This window comes from Ruegeria sp. HKCCD6426 (assembly GCF_057221115.1).
On the sequence record NZ_JBWVBF010000002.1, the window covers coordinates 143,451 to 162,658 of the forward strand.

The 19,208-nt window shown below is 54.8% G+C and carries 11 protein-coding genes, 3 tRNA genes and 3 rRNA genes; 5 read left to right on the plus strand and 12 right to left on the minus strand.

The annotated features are described in order from the left end of the window. Positions 1-59 precede the first annotated feature (59 nt). On the minus strand, positions 60-1,685 hold the full coding sequence (locus AC2TDA_RS05370; RefSeq protein ID WP_480880721.1) for an AAA family ATPase: 1,626 nt from the start codon (positions 1,683-1,685) through the stop codon (positions 60-62). Positions 1,686-1,711: 26 nt separating this feature from the next. Here AC2TDA_RS05370 and AC2TDA_RS05375 point away from each other — a divergent pair, with 26 nt between their 5' ends. Then, positions 1,712-2,080, plus strand: coding sequence for a hypothetical protein (locus AC2TDA_RS05375; RefSeq protein WP_480880719.1), 369 nt, complete (start codon positions 1,712-1,714; stop codon positions 2,078-2,080). A gap of 87 nt (positions 2,081-2,167) precedes the next feature. Continuing rightward, complete coding sequence (locus tag AC2TDA_RS05380) at positions 2,168-3,814, plus strand: recombinase family protein (RefSeq protein ID WP_480896855.1); 1,647 nt, start codon at positions 2,168-2,170, stop codon at positions 3,812-3,814. Here the strand turns inward: AC2TDA_RS05380 and AC2TDA_RS05385 are convergent. The 8 genes from AC2TDA_RS05385 to katG form a co-directional block, all read right to left on the minus strand. Next, positions 3,771-3,847: transfer RNA gene (locus AC2TDA_RS05385), tRNA-Met, on the minus strand. The two genes, AC2TDA_RS05380 and AC2TDA_RS05385, sit on opposite strands and share 44 nt — an antisense overlap. Before the next feature lie 121 nt (positions 3,848-3,968). After that, positions 3,969-4,083 (minus strand): 5S ribosomal RNA (gene rrf, locus AC2TDA_RS05390). 221 nt (positions 4,084-4,304) lie between these two features. Continuing rightward, positions 4,305-7,132: ribosomal RNA gene (locus AC2TDA_RS05395) — 23S ribosomal RNA — on the minus strand. Positions 7,133-7,634: 502 nt separating this feature from the next. Then, a tRNA-Ala gene (locus tag AC2TDA_RS05400) sits at positions 7,635-7,710 on the minus strand. 9 nt (positions 7,711-7,719) lie between these two features. Continuing rightward, positions 7,720-7,796: transfer RNA gene (locus AC2TDA_RS05405), tRNA-Ile, on the minus strand. A 216-nt stretch (positions 7,797-8,012) separates the two neighbouring features. Beyond that, positions 8,013-9,474, minus strand: a 16S ribosomal RNA gene (locus tag AC2TDA_RS05410). Together the 16S, 23S and 5S rRNA genes with 3 tRNA genes alongside form the textbook arrangement of a ribosomal RNA operon. Positions 9,475-9,741: 267 nt before the next feature. Then, positions 9,742-9,912, minus strand: a complete 171-nt coding sequence (locus AC2TDA_RS05415) for a hypothetical protein (protein WP_480896849.1) — start codon at positions 9,910-9,912, stop codon at positions 9,742-9,744. Between the two features lie 266 nt (positions 9,913-10,178). Continuing rightward, positions 10,179-12,389, minus strand: a complete 2,211-nt coding sequence (gene katG / locus AC2TDA_RS05420) for a catalase/peroxidase HPI (RefSeq protein ID WP_480878074.1) — start codon at positions 12,387-12,389, stop codon at positions 10,179-10,181. A 409-nt stretch (positions 12,390-12,798) separates the two neighbouring features. Here katG and AC2TDA_RS05425 point away from each other — a divergent pair, with 409 nt between their 5' ends. Further along, positions 12,799-14,427, plus strand: coding sequence for a GMC family oxidoreductase (locus tag AC2TDA_RS05425; RefSeq protein WP_480878073.1), 1,629 nt, complete (start codon positions 12,799-12,801; stop codon positions 14,425-14,427). 187 nt (positions 14,428-14,614) lie between these two features. Here AC2TDA_RS05425 and AC2TDA_RS05430 read toward each other — a convergent pair whose 3' ends face one another. Then, positions 14,615-15,472 carry an SDR family oxidoreductase gene (locus tag AC2TDA_RS05430; RefSeq protein WP_480878072.1) on the minus strand — a complete coding sequence of 286 codons (858 nt, stop codon included), beginning with the start codon at positions 15,470-15,472 and terminating at the stop codon, positions 14,615-14,617. Between the two features lie 87 nt (positions 15,473-15,559). On the opposite strand from AC2TDA_RS05430, the gene AC2TDA_RS05435 reads away from it, so the two are divergent. Next, complete coding sequence (locus AC2TDA_RS05435; protein WP_480844671.1) at positions 15,560-16,192, plus strand: class I SAM-dependent DNA methyltransferase; 633 nt, start codon at positions 15,560-15,562, stop codon at positions 16,190-16,192. A 72-nt stretch (positions 16,193-16,264) separates the two neighbouring features. Here AC2TDA_RS05435 and AC2TDA_RS05440 read toward each other — a convergent pair whose 3' ends face one another. Next, on the minus strand, positions 16,265-17,251 hold the full coding sequence (locus AC2TDA_RS05440; protein ID WP_480844672.1) for a sterol desaturase family protein: 987 nt from the start codon (positions 17,249-17,251) through the stop codon (positions 16,265-16,267). 21 nt (positions 17,252-17,272) lie between these two features. Beyond that, positions 17,273-18,028 carry a class II aldolase and adducin N-terminal domain-containing protein gene (locus tag AC2TDA_RS05445; RefSeq protein WP_480878071.1) on the minus strand — a complete coding sequence of 252 codons (756 nt, stop codon included), beginning with the start codon at positions 18,026-18,028 and terminating at the stop codon, positions 17,273-17,275. A 123-nt stretch (positions 18,029-18,151) separates the two neighbouring features. On the opposite strand from AC2TDA_RS05445, the gene AC2TDA_RS05450 reads away from it, so the two are divergent. Then, positions 18,152-19,033 (plus strand): LysR substrate-binding domain-containing protein, encoded by an 882-nt coding sequence (locus tag AC2TDA_RS05450; protein ID WP_480878069.1) that lies wholly within the window; start codon positions 18,152-18,154, stop codon positions 19,031-19,033. Positions 19,034-19,208 lie beyond the last annotated feature (175 nt).

The window sequence follows — 19,208 nt, forward strand, 5'->3', positions numbered from 1 at the left end:
GCCCCGCCTTCGGCACCCCATTTTTCTGCTCGCTCTACGAGGTTTGAAAAGCCCTAAATCTAACTGGCCTCGATTTGGGGCAAGCAGGCTCTCAGGGCCGTCGTCAGTTCCGGGTTAGTGTTGTTCCGAAGGCAGCGAGCCACCCATCCTTCAAACCTGTCCTTCCGGCATCCCTTGAGATGGGTAGCTGCAAGCGCGAGCAACTGCTTGTTGTCGTAGAGGCGTAACAGTTTCGGCAAATCCTGCTCCGAAATCGCCTGGTAAATCTCATCAGTTCGGGTAGCTGCGATGCCCTCAATGTCCAGGGCTCCAGTGCGGGCAGCATATTCTCCTTGAAGCGCTTCGATTGTGCTTGCATTGGAAAGGTCGACTTTCTTCAACGCCCGATCAATCCGTCGCCGACAGTATCTGACAACAACTGCCTCGACCTTTTTTTCGGTATCCAGAGACTGAAATACCGCCTCTGCGAGCTCTACGAGCTTCTGGGTAAGTGTTTCTCCGGCAAACCCTTCTGCGCTGGCAATCGCGCTGCTAACATCAGGCAATAGAAGTAGGTTTTCGATTTCCGCGACAGGCAGCACTGCAATACCGAGATTCTGGAAGTATTGCCGATCCTCTTCTTCATAGTCATCACCATCCACAACACCAGAACATGTGATCCGAGTGAGTTCAGCATTCTTACGCATAGTGACCACAGAGTGGATTACTTCTGTGCAGGAAGAACGCGGAACCACAGTCCAATCCGGATAACAGGCGCGATAAATCGCCAGGTCGAGACTTTCCAGGGTGCCCTCAACAAAGAGCACCGGCTTGCGGCTTCCCAATATGAGTGTAGTGAGCTCTTCACCGAATCCAGTGTCCTCTGGCACTGGTTCAATTTCCCACGATGGCGTCGGCGAGTAATCTTTAATTACATACTTCTGCGCGGCACGAGACGCCGCAAATTCAAGATCGTGAGTAATGAACACGAACCCGCAATCAGGCCGGGCTGCTTCAATTGCATCCCAGAGCTTTGACATGATTGACCTATGCACATGAAGTTCAGGTTCATCGACAATCATAACTGTGTTGTCGGCAGCAACGAGAGCTTGGCCAATCATATAGAAGATTGCTCTCTCACCGTCGCTCATTTCGGATGCCGGATACTTTGCCTCGCTTCCGGGAATTGAAACAACAATGTCGTCTCCCGAGATATGAAGCTGTCGGTGTGGCAACAGGTTCCTCCAAATCTCTGCAAGCCGATCAAACTTTGTAATTCGAAAGGGCTCTTCGGTTTCCTCTGTGCCAGGTTTGTATCTTTGATAGGCTTGAAGGGCAGTGTTGGATTGCTCTGCAAAAAGAGCCTGCATCAAGAAATCAAAGTCATTAAGTAAGTGGGTCGCGTGTTTTCCACCCCACCTGCTTGACGCGCGGTGGCCGACGTTGGTCAGCGACGATTCTCGCGCACTTCCTGTGCGAAGGCCTGCCAATGCCTTCTTTTCACCTATTTTTGCAACACTTGGATTCAGGATCAAAGCCCGATGCGCTGAAATTCGGTGTGCCTGGATACCCAAGGCATTCTCGATATGGACAGTTAACCTGGTCTTTCCTCCGCCATTTGCGCCAACGAAGATGATTGTTTCCCCAGCCTCGACTTGGAAAGCTTTGTGGTCGACGGGAGTTGGAACGGTAAAACTAAACGGCAATTACTTAATCCTTCCGGTGGGCTCTCATGACGAGAACTGAGCGGCTTTTTTATGAACTGAAAAAACGCTTAATCAACATGGAAATTCTCTTGTATTTACTCTTTTACGACGGGACTGCGCAGCCGCTGCCGCGCAGTCCCTCCGCATGCCTATACTTCAGGTTTCAAGGCTCTTTCGCGCTGCGTTTTTGGATGTCCCAGCCGAAGGAGAACCGAATGAAACTCTCGAAGATGATAGACCTGATCGCTGAAGTCGCCGCAAAGCAAGGGTCCCAGGAGGGAAACTCGAAAGAGGAGGCTCCAGATGCAGTGCTACCTATCATATTGGAATCGCTTGGCGTTCCAAGAGCGCTTTTCACCTTAGGCGGGACTTTTTCTCTTGAAGGTCCCTCATGAAGTTGAGCATGTTTGGCGAACATTGATCGGAGATGACACTTCATGCAGCAGCCGCGCGTCGCCCTCTACGCCCGCTATTCCACGGACATGCAAAACCCGAAGTCTGTTGATGATCAATTTCGAGAATGCAGGCAATACGCGGAACGCCAGGGCTGGACAGTCGCAGACACTTTCGCGGATCGTAGCATCTCAGGTGCAACCGGCGACCGGCCGGAGTATCGAAGACTGCTTGCAGAGGTCCGTGATCGGAAATTCGATATAGTTTTGATCGAACACGTTGATCGGTTGGGACGAGATTTGGAACTGGTCTCTGCATTCTACAAGGCTGCAACTCACGCCGATACCGAGCTTCATCACATTGGTCGCAAACTTGGCCTTATGGATGTCGGGGTCTTCGCTACAATTGCCGCCTTATACCTTGAGGAGGTTGGGAGAAAGACACGCAGGGGGATCGCGGGGAAAGTTGCCCTGGGTAGCAGCGGTGGCGGTCTATCTTATGGCTATCGGGTGGCAAGAGATATAAGCGGAGAAGCTATTACAGGGAAGCTGGAGGTGGTTGATGAGCAGGCCGCAATCATCCGAAGGATTTTCCGCGAATACGCTGATGGTAAATCCCCTCAAAAGATTGCGGAGGGTCTCAACCATGACGGCATTCCATCCCCAAGGGGGCGCGGTGATGGATCGGGGCACTGGAAGCAAAACACGCTTAATGGCAACCGCGAACGTGCGACCGGGATCCTGAATAACGAACTGTATATTGGTCGCTACCTCTGGGGTCGGCTTCGCTATTCCAAACACCCGGAAACAGGAAAGCGCGTCTCTCGACCTGTTCCCCGAGAGGATTGGCTACTCGCTGAAATGCCTGACCACCGCATCCTGGACCAAAGCCTCTGGCTTGCCGTTAAGGAACGCCAGGACAGCCTCGCACGGAAGCGTTCGAAGCGTAAGCCTACAGATGCAAATGGCTTGTCCGCATCTCAAGGGCTTCGTCGGCGGAAATACCTCCTCTCCGGCCTTCTGCAATGCGCTCAGTGCGGCGGCAACCTGACAGTCGCAGGCTCCGCAAAAACACGGCGCTATTACTGCGCCAATGCAAAGGAAAAGGGAGCATCTGTCTGCAAAGGAATGCCCGGCTTGAGGGAAGATCTTGCCGCAGAATCCATCCTCAGCAGCCTTCGGGAGCACTTGATGCGAGATGAAGCATTCCAGGAATTCAAAACGCGGTATCTCCATCACCTGCAACACCGGGAGAAGGATAACGGGGAGGCCCTCCGCCTGCATGACCAAAGGGCCAGAGAGCTTGAGAAGAAGATCTCGAACTTGATGGACGCAATTGAGAACGGTCAGCATTCAAGTGTGATTGTTGAGCGTCTAAATTCATATGACCAGGAACTCAAAACGTTGCAGGCAACGAGGGATCAGCTGGTGCCAAGGCCCATCACGCTCCCAGATGATATGCCGTCCCTGTATCGTGGATATATCGACAACCTGGTGGCAACCCTGACAGACGAAGGTGTGGCTGGCAGAGCGAGCGATGAGCTTCATGAGCTTTTGGATCGAGTTGTCGTTTCATACGATCAGGACGCCAAAAACCATGTCCTGGACATGCAGGGCAATTTGATCGCCATGCTCAAAAAAGCAAAGCCCGCCAATGAGGGGGGCCTTGATTCCGACGACTGTTCGCTAAAGTTGGTTGCGGGAGCAGGATTTGAACCTGCGACCTTCAGGTTATGAGCCTGACGAGCTACCGGGCTGCTCCATCCCGCGACACTTTGCGTTGGTCTACCGCCTATTCGGCTACTTGAGACCATTGGTTGGCCTGTTGCTTACGCTATTTGAGGCCGGGTCGTGTTTTTTTATCGTTTAGAGAGAAGGGGGATTTTACTAGGTTTGGCGGTGACCTACTCTCCCGGGGCTTAAGCCCAAGTACCATTGGCGCGGCAGTGCTTAACTTCCGGGTTCGGGATGGGACCGGGTGTTTCACTTGCGCTATGACCACCAAACCGAGGAAAATCCCCACGTCGCGATTTGCGAAGCAAACGCGACGGGTGGCAGGCAGCGTATTTGCATGCAAATGCGCGTTGCCACTCGGTTGTTATGTCAATCAACAGTGCCGCTTGGCGCGACACAGCCATCCAAAGTCAATTTGGTGTATGTTTTTGGCTTATTTGTTCGCCTACCGCTTCGCTACTTGAGGCGGTTGGCAGTCTTTCCATTACTGGATCAAATCAAGCCTATCGGGCGATTAGTACCGGTCAACTGAACGCATTACTGCGCTTACATCTCCGGCCTATTGACGTGGTGGTCTTCCACGGCCCTCAGGGAGACCTTGTTTTGAGGGGGGCTTCCCGCTTAGATGCCTTCAGCGGTTATCCTGTCCGATCATAGCTACCCAGCACTGCCGTTGGCACGACAACTGGTCCACCAGTGGATCGTTCACCCCGGTCCTCTCGTACTAGGGGCAACTCCTCTCAAGTCTCCTACACCCACGGCAGATAGGGACCGAACTGTCTCACGACGTTCTAAACCCAGCTCACGTACCTCTTTAAACGGCGAACAGCCGTACCCTTGGGACCTGCTCCAGCCCCAGGATGAGATGAGCCGACATCGAGGTGCCAAACACTGCCGTCGATATGGACTCTTGGGCAGTATCAGCCTGTTATCCCCGGCGTACCTTTTATCCGTTGAGCGATGGCCCTTCCACTCGGGACCACCGGATCACTATGGCCGTCTTTCGACTCTGCTCGACTTGTCAGTCTCGCAGTCAGGCTGGCTTCTGCCATTGCACTCAACGAGCGATTTCCGACCGCTCTGAGCCAACCTTCGCGCGCCTCCGTTACGCTTTAGGAGGCGACCGCCCCAGTCAAACTACCCGCCACGCAGGGTCCCGGATCCGGATAACGGACCGCGGTTAGACATCAAGAGTGCGAAGGGTGGTATCTCAAGGGAGGCTCCACAGGGACTTGCGTTCCTGCTTCAAAGCCTACCACCTATCCTGCACATCACAATCCTGATGCCAGTGCGAAGCTGTAGTAAAGGTGCACGGGGTCTTTCCGTCTAACCGCGGGAAGCCTGCATCTTGACAGGCAATTCAATTTCGCTGAGTCGATGTTGGAGACAGCGGGGAAGTCGTTACGCCATTCGTGCAGGTCGGAACTTACCCGACAAGGAATTTCGCTACCTTAGGACCGTTATAGTTACGGCCGCCGTTTACCTGGGCTTCAATTCAAGGCTCTCACCTCTCCTTTTAACCTTCAGGCACCGGGCAGGCGTCAGACCCTATACGTCGTCTTGCGACTTCGCAGAGCCCTGTGTTTTTAATAAACAGTCGCCACCCCCTGGTTTGTGCCCCCAGCCCCTAGTTGCCTAGGAACCGGGCCTCCTTCTCGCGAACTTACGGAGGTATTTTGCCGAGTTCCTTCAACATCGTTCTCTCAAGCGCCTTGGTATGCTCTACCAGTCCACCTGTGTCGGTTTAGGGTACGGTCTGATAGGAGGGCTATTTCCAGGAACCACTCAGCAGCCCAATCAATCCGATAAGATTGAACTACACCTGTGATCCGTCACCACTCCACGGCCTAGGAATATTAACCTAGTTCCCATCGCCTACGCCTTTCGGCCTCGGCTTAGGGGCCGGCTTACCCTGCTCAGATTAGCTTTAAGCAGGAACCCTTGGACTTTCGGCGAGAGTGTCTCTCACACTCTTTGTCGCTACTCATGTCATCATTCTCACTAGTGATCTCTCCACGGGATCGCTCACGCGCCCGCTTCATCGAAAGCCTCTCTCCTCCAATCTGCCCGAAGGCATGAAGGAGGAATGAGACTATGTCACACTACGCTCTGCTACCGATGCTTACGCATCCCTAGACTTCGGCTCATGGCTTGAGCCCCGTTACATCTTCGCCGCAGGACAACTTATTTAGACCAGTGAGCTGTTACGCTATCTTTAAAGGATGGCTGCTTCTAAGCCAACCTCCTGGTTGTTTTGGTCGTCCCACCTGCTTTCCCACTTAGCCATGAATTGGGGGCCTTAGTCGTAGGTCAGGGTTGTTTCCCTCTCCACTACGGACGTTAGCATCCGCAGTGTGTCTGCCATCTAGTACTCCCGGGTATTCGGAGTTTGGTTAGGATCAGTAAGCCTGTGGGGCCCCATTACCCATCCAGTGCTCTACCCCCCGGGGTATTCGGATGACGCTCTACCTAAATAGATTTCGCAGAGAACCAGCTATCTCCGAGTTTGATTGGCCTTTCACCCCTAGGCACAGCTCATCCCGATCCTTTTCAACGGATGTGGGTTCGGTCCTCCAGTAAGTGTTACCTTACCTTCAACCTGGCCATGCCTAGATCACTCGGTTTCGGGTCTGATCCCACGAACTCATGCGCCCTATTAAGACTCGCTTTCGCTACGCCTACACCTAACGGCTTAAGCTTGCTCGTGAGACCAAGTCGATGACCCATTATACAAAAGGTACGCCGTCAGCTCGCAAGGAGCCTCCGACTGATTGTAGGCGTTCGGTTTCAGGTACTGTTTCACTCCCCTCGTCGGGGTGCTTTTCACCTTTCCCTCACGGTACTGGTTCACTATCGGTCAGCAAGGAGTACTTAGCCTTCGAAGGTGGTCCTCCGATCTTCAGACAGAATTTCACGTGTTCCGCCCTACTTAATACGTCCATCAGAGCTTAGAATACGGGGCTGTCACCCGCTATGGCCATGCTTCCCAACATGTTCTTCTCACTCATCTGGCTCGGCTGGTCCCCGTTCGCTCGCCGCTACTAGGGGAGTATCAATTGATTTCCTTTCCTCCGGGTACTTAGATGTTTCAGTTCCCCGGGTTTGCTCTTAAAACCCTATGTATTCAGGTCTTAAGTACCTGTTTAAGCAACATATTGATTATCAAGGATAACAATATGAAGCTTTCAGGTGGGTTGCCCCATTCAGAAATCCATGGATCAAAGCTTATTCTCAGCTCCCCATGGCTTATCGCAGAGTATCACGTCTTTCATCGCCTCTTGCTGCCAAGGCATTCACCAAACGCCCTTCTCGCGCTTGATTTGATCCAGAAAAAGAAAGACTTGATACTTGTGCTACCGCCTATTCGGCTACTTGAGCACATGAACTCTTTCGGCCTTTCGGCCTGCAGAGTTCGATCAGATCAATCATGATGACCCAGCTGGTAACTAAAGGTCATCTGTTCTTCTGAACCAAAAACATACATTTCCCGCCCCCGCCACTTGGACGAGGACAATTGAGCAACCCCATATGGTCTCTCAGCCGTGCAGCTGATCAACGCAGGTCGCTCGGGTTAGTATATTAGACTTGGACAACTCTGTTCGTTTCAGTCGCGATACGCAGACAGGGCCGGCTAGACCCAAACTGCGCCGCTTATCCGAAGATAAGAACGACCGAGATCAGCGCCACACTCGGCACGATCAAACAGTGTTGATTGATTTCTCTCTATACGATGTCAATGTTGGCAACTTCCGAAGGAAGTCTGCCGCCATCCAATTGGATGATCCAACACTCAAACAAGTGCTCGATGATCTAATCGGATAAATGGTGGAGCCTAGGAGGATCGAACTCCTGACCTCCTGAATGCAAATCAGGCGCTCTCCCAGCTGAGCTAAGGCCCCAAAAGTTTTTGGTGGGTCGAGGAGGACTTGAACCTCCGACCTCACGCTTATCAGGCGTGCGCTCTAACCACCTGAGCTACCGACCCAGTTGATTTTGCAAAAGCAAAATCGACGTTGCCCGACAGGCGATTTTGCATCGCAAAATCTGCCGAGAGGGCCAGACCTCACAGCGTTGCGGGCCTGATGTGTTCTGAAGAGATATGAGGACGGCTCGGTCCATGAGTTTGATCAACTTTGTTTGTTGATCTTCTGCTAAGTGTATCACGAGATTTGCGAACAAATCTAACTAGATACATCCTTAGAAAGGAGGTGATCCAGCCGCAGGTTCCCCTACGGCTACCTTGTTACGACTTCACCCCAGTCGCTGATCCTACCGTGGCCGCCTGCCCCCCGAAGGTTAGCGCAGCGTCGTCGGGTAGAACCAACTCCCATGGTGTGACGGGCGGTGTGTACAAGGCCCGGGAACGTATTCACCGCGTCATGCTGTTACGCGATTACTAGCGATTCCGACTTCATGGGGTCGAGTTGCAGACCCCAATCCGAACTGAGACAGTTTTTTGGGATTAACCCATTGTCACTGCCATTGTAGCACGTGTGTAGCCCAACCCGTAAGGGCCATGAGGACTTGACGTCATCCACACCTTCCTCCCGCTTATCACGGGCAGTTTCCATAGAGTGCCCAGCCGAACTGCTGGCAACTAGGGATGTGGGTTGCGCTCGTTGCCGGACTTAACCGAACATCTCACGACACGAGCTGACGACAGCCATGCAGCACCTGTCACTAGGTCACCGAAGTGAAAGACCCATCTCTGGGCCGGTCCTAGGATGTCAAGGGTTGGTAAGGTTCTGCGCGTTGCTTCGAATTAAACCACATGCTCCACCGCTTGTGCGGGCCCCCGTCAATTCCTTTGAGTTTTAATCTTGCGACCGTACTCCCCAGGCGGAATGCTTAATCCGTTAGGTGTGTCACCGAATAGCATGCTACCCGACGACTGGCATTCATCGTTTACGGTGTGGACTACCAGGGTATCTAATCCTGTTTGCTCCCCACACTTTCGCACCTCAGCGTCAGTATCGAGCCAGTGAGCCGCCTTCGCCACTGGTGTTCCTCCGAATATCTACGAATTTCACCTCTACACTCGGAATTCCACTCACCTCTCTCGAACTCTAGACTGATAGTTTTGGAGGCAGTTCCGGGGTTGAGCCCCGGGATTTCACCCCCAACTTTCCAGTCCGCCTACGTGCGCTTTACGCCCAGTAATTCCGAACAACGCTAACCCCCTCCGTATTACCGCGGCTGCTGGCACGGAGTTAGCCGGGGTTTCTTTACCTGCTACCGTCATTATCTTCACAGGCGAAAGAGCTTTACGACCCTAAGGCCTTCATCACTCACGCGGCATGGCTGGATCAGGCTTGCGCCCATTGTCCAAGATTCCCCACTGCTGCCTCCCGTAGGAGTCTGGGCCGTGTCTCAGTCCCAGTGTTGCTGATCATCCTCTAAAACCAGCTATAGATCGTAGGCTTGGTAGGCCATTACCCCACCAACTACCTAATCTAACGCGGGCTAATCCTTTGGCGATAAATCTTTCCCCCGAAGGGCACATACGGTATTACTCTCCGTTTCCAGAGGCTATTCCGTACCAAAGGGTATATTCCCACGCGTTACTAACCCGTCCGCCGCTCCCTCCGAAGAGAGCGCTCGACTTGCATGTGTTAGGCCTGCCGCCAGCGTTCGTTCTGAGCCAGGATCAAACTCTCAAGTTGAAAGGCTATTGCTAACCTATCCTTGACGTTCGAACCTCTGCACATCTCATCAGGAGGCTAATCCTGATGAAGTCTTCTGTTTGATGTACACTGGTTTCCTAAGAAACCGGTGAACCACTCAAACAGTGAAGCTGACACTGGATCATCGGGCCGAAACCCTACCAGCGCGATATACAGACATTCAATCCGTCGAAACGAACCAAACCGCCCACATATCTCTTCAGTTATCCAGCAATGTCAAAGAACCAAAACACCAAGAGCCAAAAATCAGACCAGTGCGCCAAAATCCTCAGCGCGCCCGCCTAAATCATTCCCAAGATGCCCACCGTCTCTCCGATGCGTCCGACCGTCTCTCCAGCCCGTCCCGCCGTCTCGCCAGCGTGTCAGCACCACCTCAGCAGCGCCGGTGAAGGGGTATTTACGGATTACATTCTGCACCTGCAACCCCCATTTTGAAAAAACTTCACATTTCGCCTGAGTTTCTTTGATTATCATTTAAAAACAAATAATTAAGGAAACATTGCCGGGAAATTAATCCTCTGATCAATGCTACACGCCGATGTCCAATAGTTATTTTGAAGGCCCTTTTATGGAATCGCGTTCAATACGGGGTTGCAGACGCCGGAAGAAAGCAGACCACCCATGAAAAAGCCGCCCCGAAATAGTGATCAGGGCGGCTTGGAGTCTTGTGAGGCGCATATAGCTCAACTCAGATCAAAGCGGTCCGCATTCATCACCTTGTTCCAGGCACTGACAAAGTCGCAGACGAATTTGCCGCCAGCATCGTTCTGGCCATAGACTTCTGACAGTGCCCGCAATTGCGAGTTCGAACCGAAAACCAGATCGACGCGTGTCCCGGTCCATTTGACGTCACCCGTGGCACGGTCTCGGCCTTCGTAGACGCCATTACCCTCTGCCGATGGTTTCCATTCGGTCTCCATATCGAGCAGGTTGACGAAGAAGTCGTTGCTGAGCGCACCTACGCGATCTGTGAACACGCCGTGCTGACTGTCGCCGAAGTTGCCGCCCAGAACGCGCATACCACCCACAAGGACGGTCATCTCGGGCGCCGACAAGGTCAGCAGCTGGGCTTTGTCAACCAGCAGCTCTTCCGGGGACACGCTGTATTCCTTGCGCTGATAGTTGCGGAAACCATCTGAGATCGGTTCCAGCACGGCAAACGAGTCAACATCCGTTTGGTCTTGCGAAGCATCAGTACGACCCGGCGCAAAGGGAACGTCGACATCATGACCGGCGGCTTTGGCTGCTTTCTCAATCGCCGCGGCGCCGCCCAGGACGATCACGTCAGCCAGAGATACCTTCTTATTGCCTGACTGCGCGTCATTGAACGCCTTTTGGACGCCTTCCAATGCACCCAGAGCTTTGGACAGTTTCAGCGGTTCGTTGGCATCCCAGTCCTTTTGTGGAGCAAGGCGGACATGCGCGCCGTTTGCCCCGCCACGCATGTCTGATCCACGGTAGGTCGAGGCCGAGGCCCATGCAGTTGACACAAGTTCGGAAACCGACAGTCCTGAGGCCAGGATTTGCGCCTTCAGCTCTGCTGCATCCGCTTGATCGATCAGATCGTGATCAACAGCGGGAACGTTATCTTGCCACAGCAGTTCTTCGTCTGGCGCTTCCGCCCCCAGATAGCGCGAGCGCGGACCCATGTCGCGGTGGGTCAGTTTGAACCACGCGCGGGCAAAGGCATCGGCGAATTCATCTGGGTTTTCGTGAAAGCGCTTCGAGATCGGGCCATAGATCGGATCCATGCGCATCGCCATATCAGCGGTGGTCATCATGGTCTTGACCTTTTTCGACGGATCATGCGCAGCCGGGGCCATGTCTTCGTCTTTCACGCCGACCGGCTCCCAAATCCAGGCACCCGAGGGGCTTTTGGTCAGATTCCAGTCATAGCCGAACAGCAGATCGAAATAGCCGTTGTCCCATTTGATCGGGTTTGCGGTCCATGCACCTTCAATGCCGCTGGTGGTGGTGTCGTCGCCCTTGCCGCTGCCGAACTTGTTGATCCAGCCCAGACCCATCTCCTCGATCGGGGCTGCTTCGGGCTCGGCCCCGACCAGCTCCGGATCACCGGCGCCGTGCGCCTTGCCAAAGGTGTGACCCCCTGCGACCAACGCTACGGTTTCCTCGTCATTCATTGCCATCCGGCCAAAGGTGTCACGAATGTCGCGGCCTGAGGCCAGCACGTTCGGCTCACCATCAGGACCTTCTGGGTTCACGTAGATCAGGCCCATCTGGACGGCGGCCAGAGGATTTTCCAGATCACGGTCCCCAGAGTACCGGCTATTGGGATTGTCAGTAGGCGCCAACCATTCGGTCTCGGTACCCCAATAGATGTCTTCTTCGGGCGCCCAGATGTCTTCGCGCCCACCGGCAAAGCCAAAGGTTTTTCCGCCCATCGATTCAATGGCGCAATTGCCAGCCAGAATCATCAGGTCGGCCCAGGAAATCTGGTTGCCGTATTTCTGCTTGATGGGCCACAACAGGCGGCGGGCCTTGTCGAGATTGCCGTTGTCGGGCCAGCTGTTCAACGGCGCAAAGCGCTGGTTTCCGGTCGAACCGCCACCGCGACCGTCAGCCGTGCGGTAGGTTCCGGCGCTGTGCCAAGCCATGCGGATGAACAAGCCGCCATAGTGGCCGTAATCCGCTGGCCACCAATCCTGCGAGTCTGTCATCAGCGCATACAGGTCGTCTTTCAGGGCCTTCAGGTCCAGCTTTTTGAATTCTTCCGCATAGTTGAACGCCCCGCCCATCGGGTTCGAGGCCACTCCATGCTGATGCAGGATCGAAAGATTCAGTCGGTTGGGCCACCAGTCGCGAATCGTCTGACCGCCCGCCGCGCCATGCATTACTGGGCATTTGCCCGAGTTCGGGTTGTCGCTACCATCCATTTCAATCTCCAATCCTGGCTGAGGTCTTTGCTCGCGCGGTTAAATCTGGGGTGAACTCTGATACAAGAAGGCTAAGTTTTTCTGACGTATTCCTAAAATGCGCCCCGAAGGCGCTACTGCGATCTCGGCAATTTTCCGGAAGGAATGCATTGGCGACTCGTTCTTCTTGGCTGACACAAATGTAGCAAATCAAAGCCATGCAAATAAGTTTTGTTTTTAGATCATTATCATAACTTAAAACTATGATCCAAACTCCCCTCTACAGCGTTGTCTCGCTGGCAGAAATTGACGTGACGTTTCCACCCGGCACCTGGCGATACGACTGTATTTCTTTGAGTAAGGTCACCACAGTAATCACCGCCACCCGCCGCGGCACACTCACAGGCGCAAGTCAGTAAAGAGGACGGGGATGGAGTTTGACTATGTGATCGTCGGGGGCGGTTCCGCCGGATCGGTGCTGGCCAACAGGCTGAGCGCGAACCCCAGAATCAGCGTTTGCCTTCTCGAGGCCGGTGGACGGGGTGACAACCTTGTGGTGCGGATGCCCGCCGGCGTCGTGGCGATGCTGCCGGGACGCCCGAAAATCAACAACTGGGTCTTCGAAACTATCGCCCAGCCGGGGTTGAACGGGCGCAAGGGATACCAGCCGCGCGGCAAAGCACTGGGTGGATCCAGCGCGATCAATGCAATGCTTTATATACGTGGCCAGCGTCAAGACTATGACGGCTGGGCCGAGCTGGGCTGCGAAGGTTGGGATTGGGATAGCGTCCTGCCTTATTTCAAACGCTCGGAAAACAACGAACGCGGGGCGGATGACATTCACGGGGATGCAGGCCCCCTTCAGGTTTCCAACCAGAAAGCGCCGCGCCCGATCTCCCAAGCCTTTGTCGAGGCCGCAACACAAATGCAGCACCGCCGAACTGACGATTTCAATCAGGGCGACAACGAAGGGGCTGGTCTTTATCAAGTCACTCAATTTCACGACCCGGCACGCAATGGCGAACGGTGCTCGGCTGCTTCAGCTTACCTGTTTCCGGTCATGAAGCGGCCCAACCTGACCGTAATCACGGGCGCCCACGTGCAGCGGGTTACCTTGGACGGCAAGCGCGCTACTGGGGTCGTCTATCGCAAGGGCAGCAAAGGTCGAGACATCTCAATTACCGCACGGCGAGAAGTTCTGCTTTGTGGAGGTGCGCTGAAGTCACCGCAGCTGTTGCTATTGTCGGGTATTGGTGATGGCGCTGAACTGTCCCTGCACGGCATCGCGGTCCGGCACAACCTGCCCGGCGTAGGACAGAACCTTCAGGACCATCTGGATTTCACTCTGGCATACAAAACCAAAGACACGGATACGTTCGGGATCGGCCCGGTCGGCGCTGTCAAATTCCTGGGTCACCTTCGGCGCTGGCGCAAAACTGGTGTGTCGATGGCCGCCACGCCTTTCGCCGAGGGCGCAGCCTTTCTGAAAACGTCGCCGGATCTGGATCGGCCGGACATTCAGCTACATTTCACCGTCGCGGTAGTCGATGACCATGCCCGAAAACTGCATATGGGCTATGGTTTCAGCTGCCATGTCTGCAAATTGCGCCCGGAAAGCCGCGGCTCTGTCTCGCTACACAGTGCCGACCCGGTGGCAGCACCGGCCATTGATCCCAATTTCCTGTCGGACCCCCGCGATTTGGACACAACGATCAAAGGCGCACGGATCATGCGGGACATTCTACAAGCTCCGGCGATGGCAAAGTTCAGACATAAAGAGCTGTTTGGGACTGACACAGTGCAAACGGAAGCGGATTGGGAACAGCACATCCGCGCCCGGGCAGACACCATCTATCACCCGGTTGGCACCTGCAAGATGGGAGCGGATGGCATGGCGGTGGTCGACCCGGCCCTGCGCGTCCATGGTGTCAAAGGCTTGCGGGTAATTGATGCGTCAGTCATGCCCACAATCGTGTCTGGCAACACGAACGCACCCACAATTATGATTGCCGAAAAAGCCGCTGACATGATCCTTGAGGACAGCATTCCAGCTGCTTGATGCCTGGTTGGCCGCGATTGGCGAAGGATCACTCAATGTTAACTTTTCGCACTGGCCCATACCTCGCATGGCCGCGATGGCTCGCGCAACAGCCTCGATGACTTCTTGGAAATCGAATACCTGAGCATGGTCGGAATAGACACCGAATAATCTAAACGCTCGAACCCTTCCGAGTTTGGGTTAATACTCAGGAGGTGCTGGCCTGATCCTTCATCAGCGCTTCCAACCCGACGCGATAGTTCGGATAGCGCAACGTGACACACAGTTCGGACTTGATCCGATCATTCCGCACCCGCTTATTCTCATTATAAAAGCTGCGCGCCATCGGGGTCATGTCCGCCTCTTCGAATGGGACGGCTGGCGGCAGCGGCAAGTCCTGCAGTTCCGCAGCGTAACCGATCACATCCTGCGGCGGTACAGGTTCGTCATCACATACGTTGTAGATCGCACCCGGATTCGGGCGCTTCATCGACGCGGCCAGAACCTGTGCGATGTCCTCCACATGAATGCGTGAAAACACCTGCCCCGGCTTGATGATCCGGCGTAGCCCTCCGCGCCGCAGCTTGGAAAACGGACCACGCCCGGGGCCGTAGATTCCGGCCAGACGGAAAATGTGAAGGGGTAGATCGGGGATATCCGCCCACTGCGTCTCGGCTTTGACGCGCCAGCGCCCGCGATCGGCTGTTGGGGCCGGCGGAGTTGCTTCATCGACCCAGGCCCCCTGATGGTCACCATAGACGGCCGTGGTCGACAAATACCCAACCCATTTGAATTGCTTGGCTCGTGCCGCAATTGAATCGCCCAGTTCGGTCAGAACCGGATCGCCCGCCGTATTTGGTGCGGTTGAGATCAACAGATGGGTCACACCGTCCAGATTGGGGACCGATCCGGGCCAAATCAGCGGCTCAGCACCCGAATCGCGAATGATTTCCAATTGTCCGGCATCCCGGGTCGTTCCAATCACTTGCCAGCCTTGCGGGGCGAGTTGGCGCGACAACGCTCGTGCCGAATATCCATGTCCGAAAGAAAAAAGAGTGCCTGTCATGCCCCTTTGATGGTCCGCCCAGCGCCAGGATGCAAGCGCCGGATGGACGCACTTGATTCGAATCCCAGGATGCGCCTTCATGCATGAATGAGTGACAAGAAGCCAAACATAAAAGCTGCCTACGCGCTGGAAACGCCCGAGGACAACAAACGTCTCTATGCCGAGTGGGCTGGCGATTACGACGAGGGGTTTGCGGCACTGGAAGATTATCAGCTGCACATCCACACCGCTCGCGCCTTTGTCGGTGCCGGTGGGCAGGGTCCCGTACTGGATGTTGGCGCCGGTACCGGTCTTTGCGGCGCCGTACTGGCCGGGCTGGGCGTAGGCCCCATCGATGCAGCCGATATCAGTGCAGAGATGTTGGAAGAGGCCATGCGCAAAGACATCTACCGGGACGCGATAGAAGTCGACCTGCATCAGGGCTTGCCGGTGCCGCGCGACAGCTATGCCGGTGTCGTATCATCTGGCACGTTCACGCACGGCCATCTCGGGCCGGGTGTTTTCCCCGCACTTCTGCGCGTGGCGCGACCCGGCGCGCAATTTGCCGTGTCGATCAATGCCAGCCACTACGAGACGCTTGGATTTTCCGACGCCCTGAACCGGATGGAAGCCGGCCAGATAGAAAACCTGACCCTGACCCGCGTCCGCATCTACGGAAACCTCGCCGCTGGTCCGAACAAGGATGATGAGGCCCTGATCGCTCTGTTTGAAAAATCCTGAGATCGAGCGGATCAGAGCCTATTACTGTGCATTCCAAACGCGGTAACGTGGCCCCACAAGGGGCGCACGCACTTACGTGTACATCTGTTTTTTGAAAGCTCGCGTACGGGTCGTCGCCTCGGCCGAGCCATCGTGATAAGTTCCGAACCACTTGTCGAAAGGGATTTCCGACGTGCCATAGTTGCACTCGAAATACCGATGATGCAGCTGGTGAAAGAAATCCCCTGCCCGTGCAGCGTCTGTATTCCCGGCTTTCAGCTTTTCGAACCCCGAGTGGGACAGAACCGGACTGATCTGCTGGAAATAGGCGTGAAACAGCAGATGCAGAGGATGGGAAGGGATAACCAGGTGGACGAAATAGGTGGTGAAGTAGAGCAGGTTCTCGAACCAGTGATTTGAAATCCCGGACCACGGGCCGGTGTTGACGTTGCGATGATGCACGGCATGGACATGTTTATACAGCCTTGGGTGATGTTCCAGACGATGCACCCAATAGAAATGAAGCCCTGACCACATGGGAATGAAAACCATCCAGGCAACAAACCAGACGGGTGCAGCAGCCCAAGTGACCACCGGTACATATGCATTGGCCATCGCCCAGTAGATCAGGCACTGATAAACGGTCGCCACGGTCATCGCGCTGCCCAATGTCCACCAGATATTGTCCAGCACCTGATTGCGGAATGTGAATGTACCGTTTTCCCGGGTCAGATCACGCCGGTCAAACTTCTTGTACATGCCCTGCCCCTTGCGCATGTACAGCCACCAGTGGAGCCCCCCCGCAATCAGGATCTGAGGCACCATGTTCAAAAGCCAGATTCGAAACACCCAGCCAGGAGCGAAGCTCTGCATTGTTTCAAGCGGCGGGAGAAAGGCAAAATAGGTCACCAATGCCAGCACCATGCACAAAGTCAGCGACGTTATCTGTAGCCAGGCGCCAGTGTACCAGTGCAAGACTGCCATAGGGCGCGGCGGCCAGTTGAACAGGGGATTCAGGCCGACAGGCCCCTCAGGTCGGTAATTCCAGCGGGCGGTTTCGGGATCGTGAACATCTGTCATAGCATGCACTCTTTGCAGCAATCAGGTTGCGTAGTCTGAGTTTTCGGTGTCCAGAACGGCCTTGATCTCGCGCAGATGCGCTTCGGCCTGCCCGGGATATTCGTCCAACTCTTGTGCTGTTTTCTCGGCGACTTCTTCGGACAATACCCGCAGCGGCTGGCCAGTTTGCAGCGCGCGGATATATGTTTCGGCTGCTCGCTCGAAATAATAGAGTCTGTTAAAGGCATCACCGACATCACTGCCGATTACCAGAACGCCGTGGTTGCCCATGATCATGACCTTCTTTTTCGGGTCAGACAGCATCCCGGCGCAACGCTCTCCTTCGCTATCGAAAGCCAACCCGCCAAAGGCATCATCGACGACATAGCGGTTGTAAAACGTTGCCGTGTTCTGATCGATCGGTGGCAAATTGCTGTCGGCCAGTGAGGCTAAAACTGTGGCAAAAATCGAATGCACATGCATGACGCACCGGGCATGTGGGCAATGCCGATGGATTGATCCGTGCAACCCCCATGCCGTCGGATCGGGGGCTCCGGGCTGGGTCATGACGTCAGGGTCATTTGCGTCCAATAACAAAAGGTCCGAGGCCTTGATGCGCGAAAAGTGCATTTGGTTGGGGTTCATCAGGAATTGAGTGCCCTCTTCATTGACGGCCAGGCTAATATGGTTGGCCACCGCTTCGTGCATATTCAGTCGCTCTGTCCATCGGAAGGCCGCCGCCATGTCGACGCGTTCGGACCAGTGATCAATGTTGGGGCGCAGGTTGGTGACGCTCATCCCGTGGCTCCTGTATTGGGCGTTTTGGTTACTTCTGCACAAATCGTGCCTATCGACGCGTCATTTGACCAACGAAAAAAACGCAACTATTCCATTAGCTGAACTAATGGCTGAGTTATGCAGATGCAGAATCCACTTCCTCCACTGGGCTGGTTGCGTACATTCGAGGCTGCTGCGCGGCACCTATCCTTTACTGGCGCCGCCCGTGATCTGAACATGACCCAGAGCGCTGTCAGCCAGCAGATCAAGTCGTTGGAGGGGTATTTAGGCCAGCCATTGTTCCTGCGCCGACCCCGCGTGCTGGAGCTGACTGAGGCTGGAATTACCTACCTGCCCGTTGTGCGCGAAGCCTTCCGGACGTTGGCCCGGGGAACTCAGGCCGTGACAGGGGCCAAACAAAATGCGGTTCAAGTTCAGTGCAACCTCACCTTCGCCGTCAATTGGCTGGCGCCTCGCCTGCCCAGGTTTCGAGCGCAACACCCTAACGTCCAGCTCAACATTTTTACCGAATTGTGGGAACCCCGCGAAATGGCCGAGGGCGCATCAGTCGAGATCAGGTATTCCCTTCGACCTGCGGACACTGTGAGAACCGAACTCTTGAGGACTGACCAATATTATCCCGTCTGCGCGCCGGACTACCCTGCACAATTGGAAAAACTTGACCAGCATCCGCTGTTTGACTGCTCGAACCTCATGTCGAACTGGTCAGACTGGGCTGATTCTCAGGGTCTAACATTGGGAAATCAGAGTATAACCTATGCTACGACCTATCTTGTCTGCCTGTCGGCAGTGATGGCCGGAGGCGGCCTGTGCCTTGCTCACGACACGATCGCGCAAGATCTTATCGATCAGGGGCGCCTGATTGCCCCATTCGAGCATCGCGCTGTTATGCCGGAAGCCTATTACCTATTGTTGTCCCCTCAGGCCGAAGATACTCCCGGAGCGGTGACCTTTGCCGATTGGATAAGAACGGAAATCAGCCGGGGAACACCTCGATTGACGTAAGCCGACGTACTCCCACCATTCGTCGAAGCGCTCTCTGCTATCTCCTCTGGCTAGGCCGGGCATCGCGGGCGCGCTGTGCTGAGAAGCAATCCAGCCGACCCGCCAATCATGATGGTTTTATGATAACGCTAACTCAGGGGGTTGAACCTTTTTCTTCATTAGGGAAAGTTGGGCC

Excerpts from the sequence above, each read along its gene's own strand:
- AC2TDA_RS05435 (WP_480844671.1), top strand. The coding sequence starts at position 15,560 with ATGAGTGACAAGAAGCCAAACATAAAAGCTGCCTACGCGCTGGAAACG.
- AC2TDA_RS05430 (WP_480878072.1), bottom strand. The coding sequence starts at position 15,472 with ATGACAGGCACTCTTTTTTCTTTCGGACATGGATATTCGGCACGAGCG.
- AC2TDA_RS05380 (WP_480896855.1), top strand. The coding sequence starts at position 2,168 with ATGCAAAACCCGAAGTCTGTTGATGATCAATTTCGAGAATGCAGGCAA.
- AC2TDA_RS05440 (WP_480844672.1), bottom strand. The coding sequence starts at position 17,251 with ATGACAGATGTTCACGATCCCGAAACCGCCCGCTGGAATTACCGACCT.
- AC2TDA_RS05375 (WP_480880719.1), top strand. The coding sequence starts at position 1,712 with ATGACGAGAACTGAGCGGCTTTTTTATGAACTGAAAAAACGCTTAATC.
- katG (WP_480878074.1), bottom strand. The coding sequence starts at position 12,389 with ATGGATGGTAGCGACAACCCGAACTCGGGCAAATGCCCAGTAATGCAT.
- AC2TDA_RS05450 (WP_480878069.1), top strand. The coding sequence starts at position 18,152 with ATGCAGAATCCACTTCCTCCACTGGGCTGGTTGCGTACATTCGAGGCT.
- AC2TDA_RS05445 (WP_480878071.1), bottom strand. The coding sequence starts at position 18,028 with ATGAGCGTCACCAACCTGCGCCCCAACATTGATCACTGGTCCGAACGC.
- AC2TDA_RS05425 (WP_480878073.1), top strand. The coding sequence starts at position 12,799 with ATGGAGTTTGACTATGTGATCGTCGGGGGCGGTTCCGCCGGATCGGTG.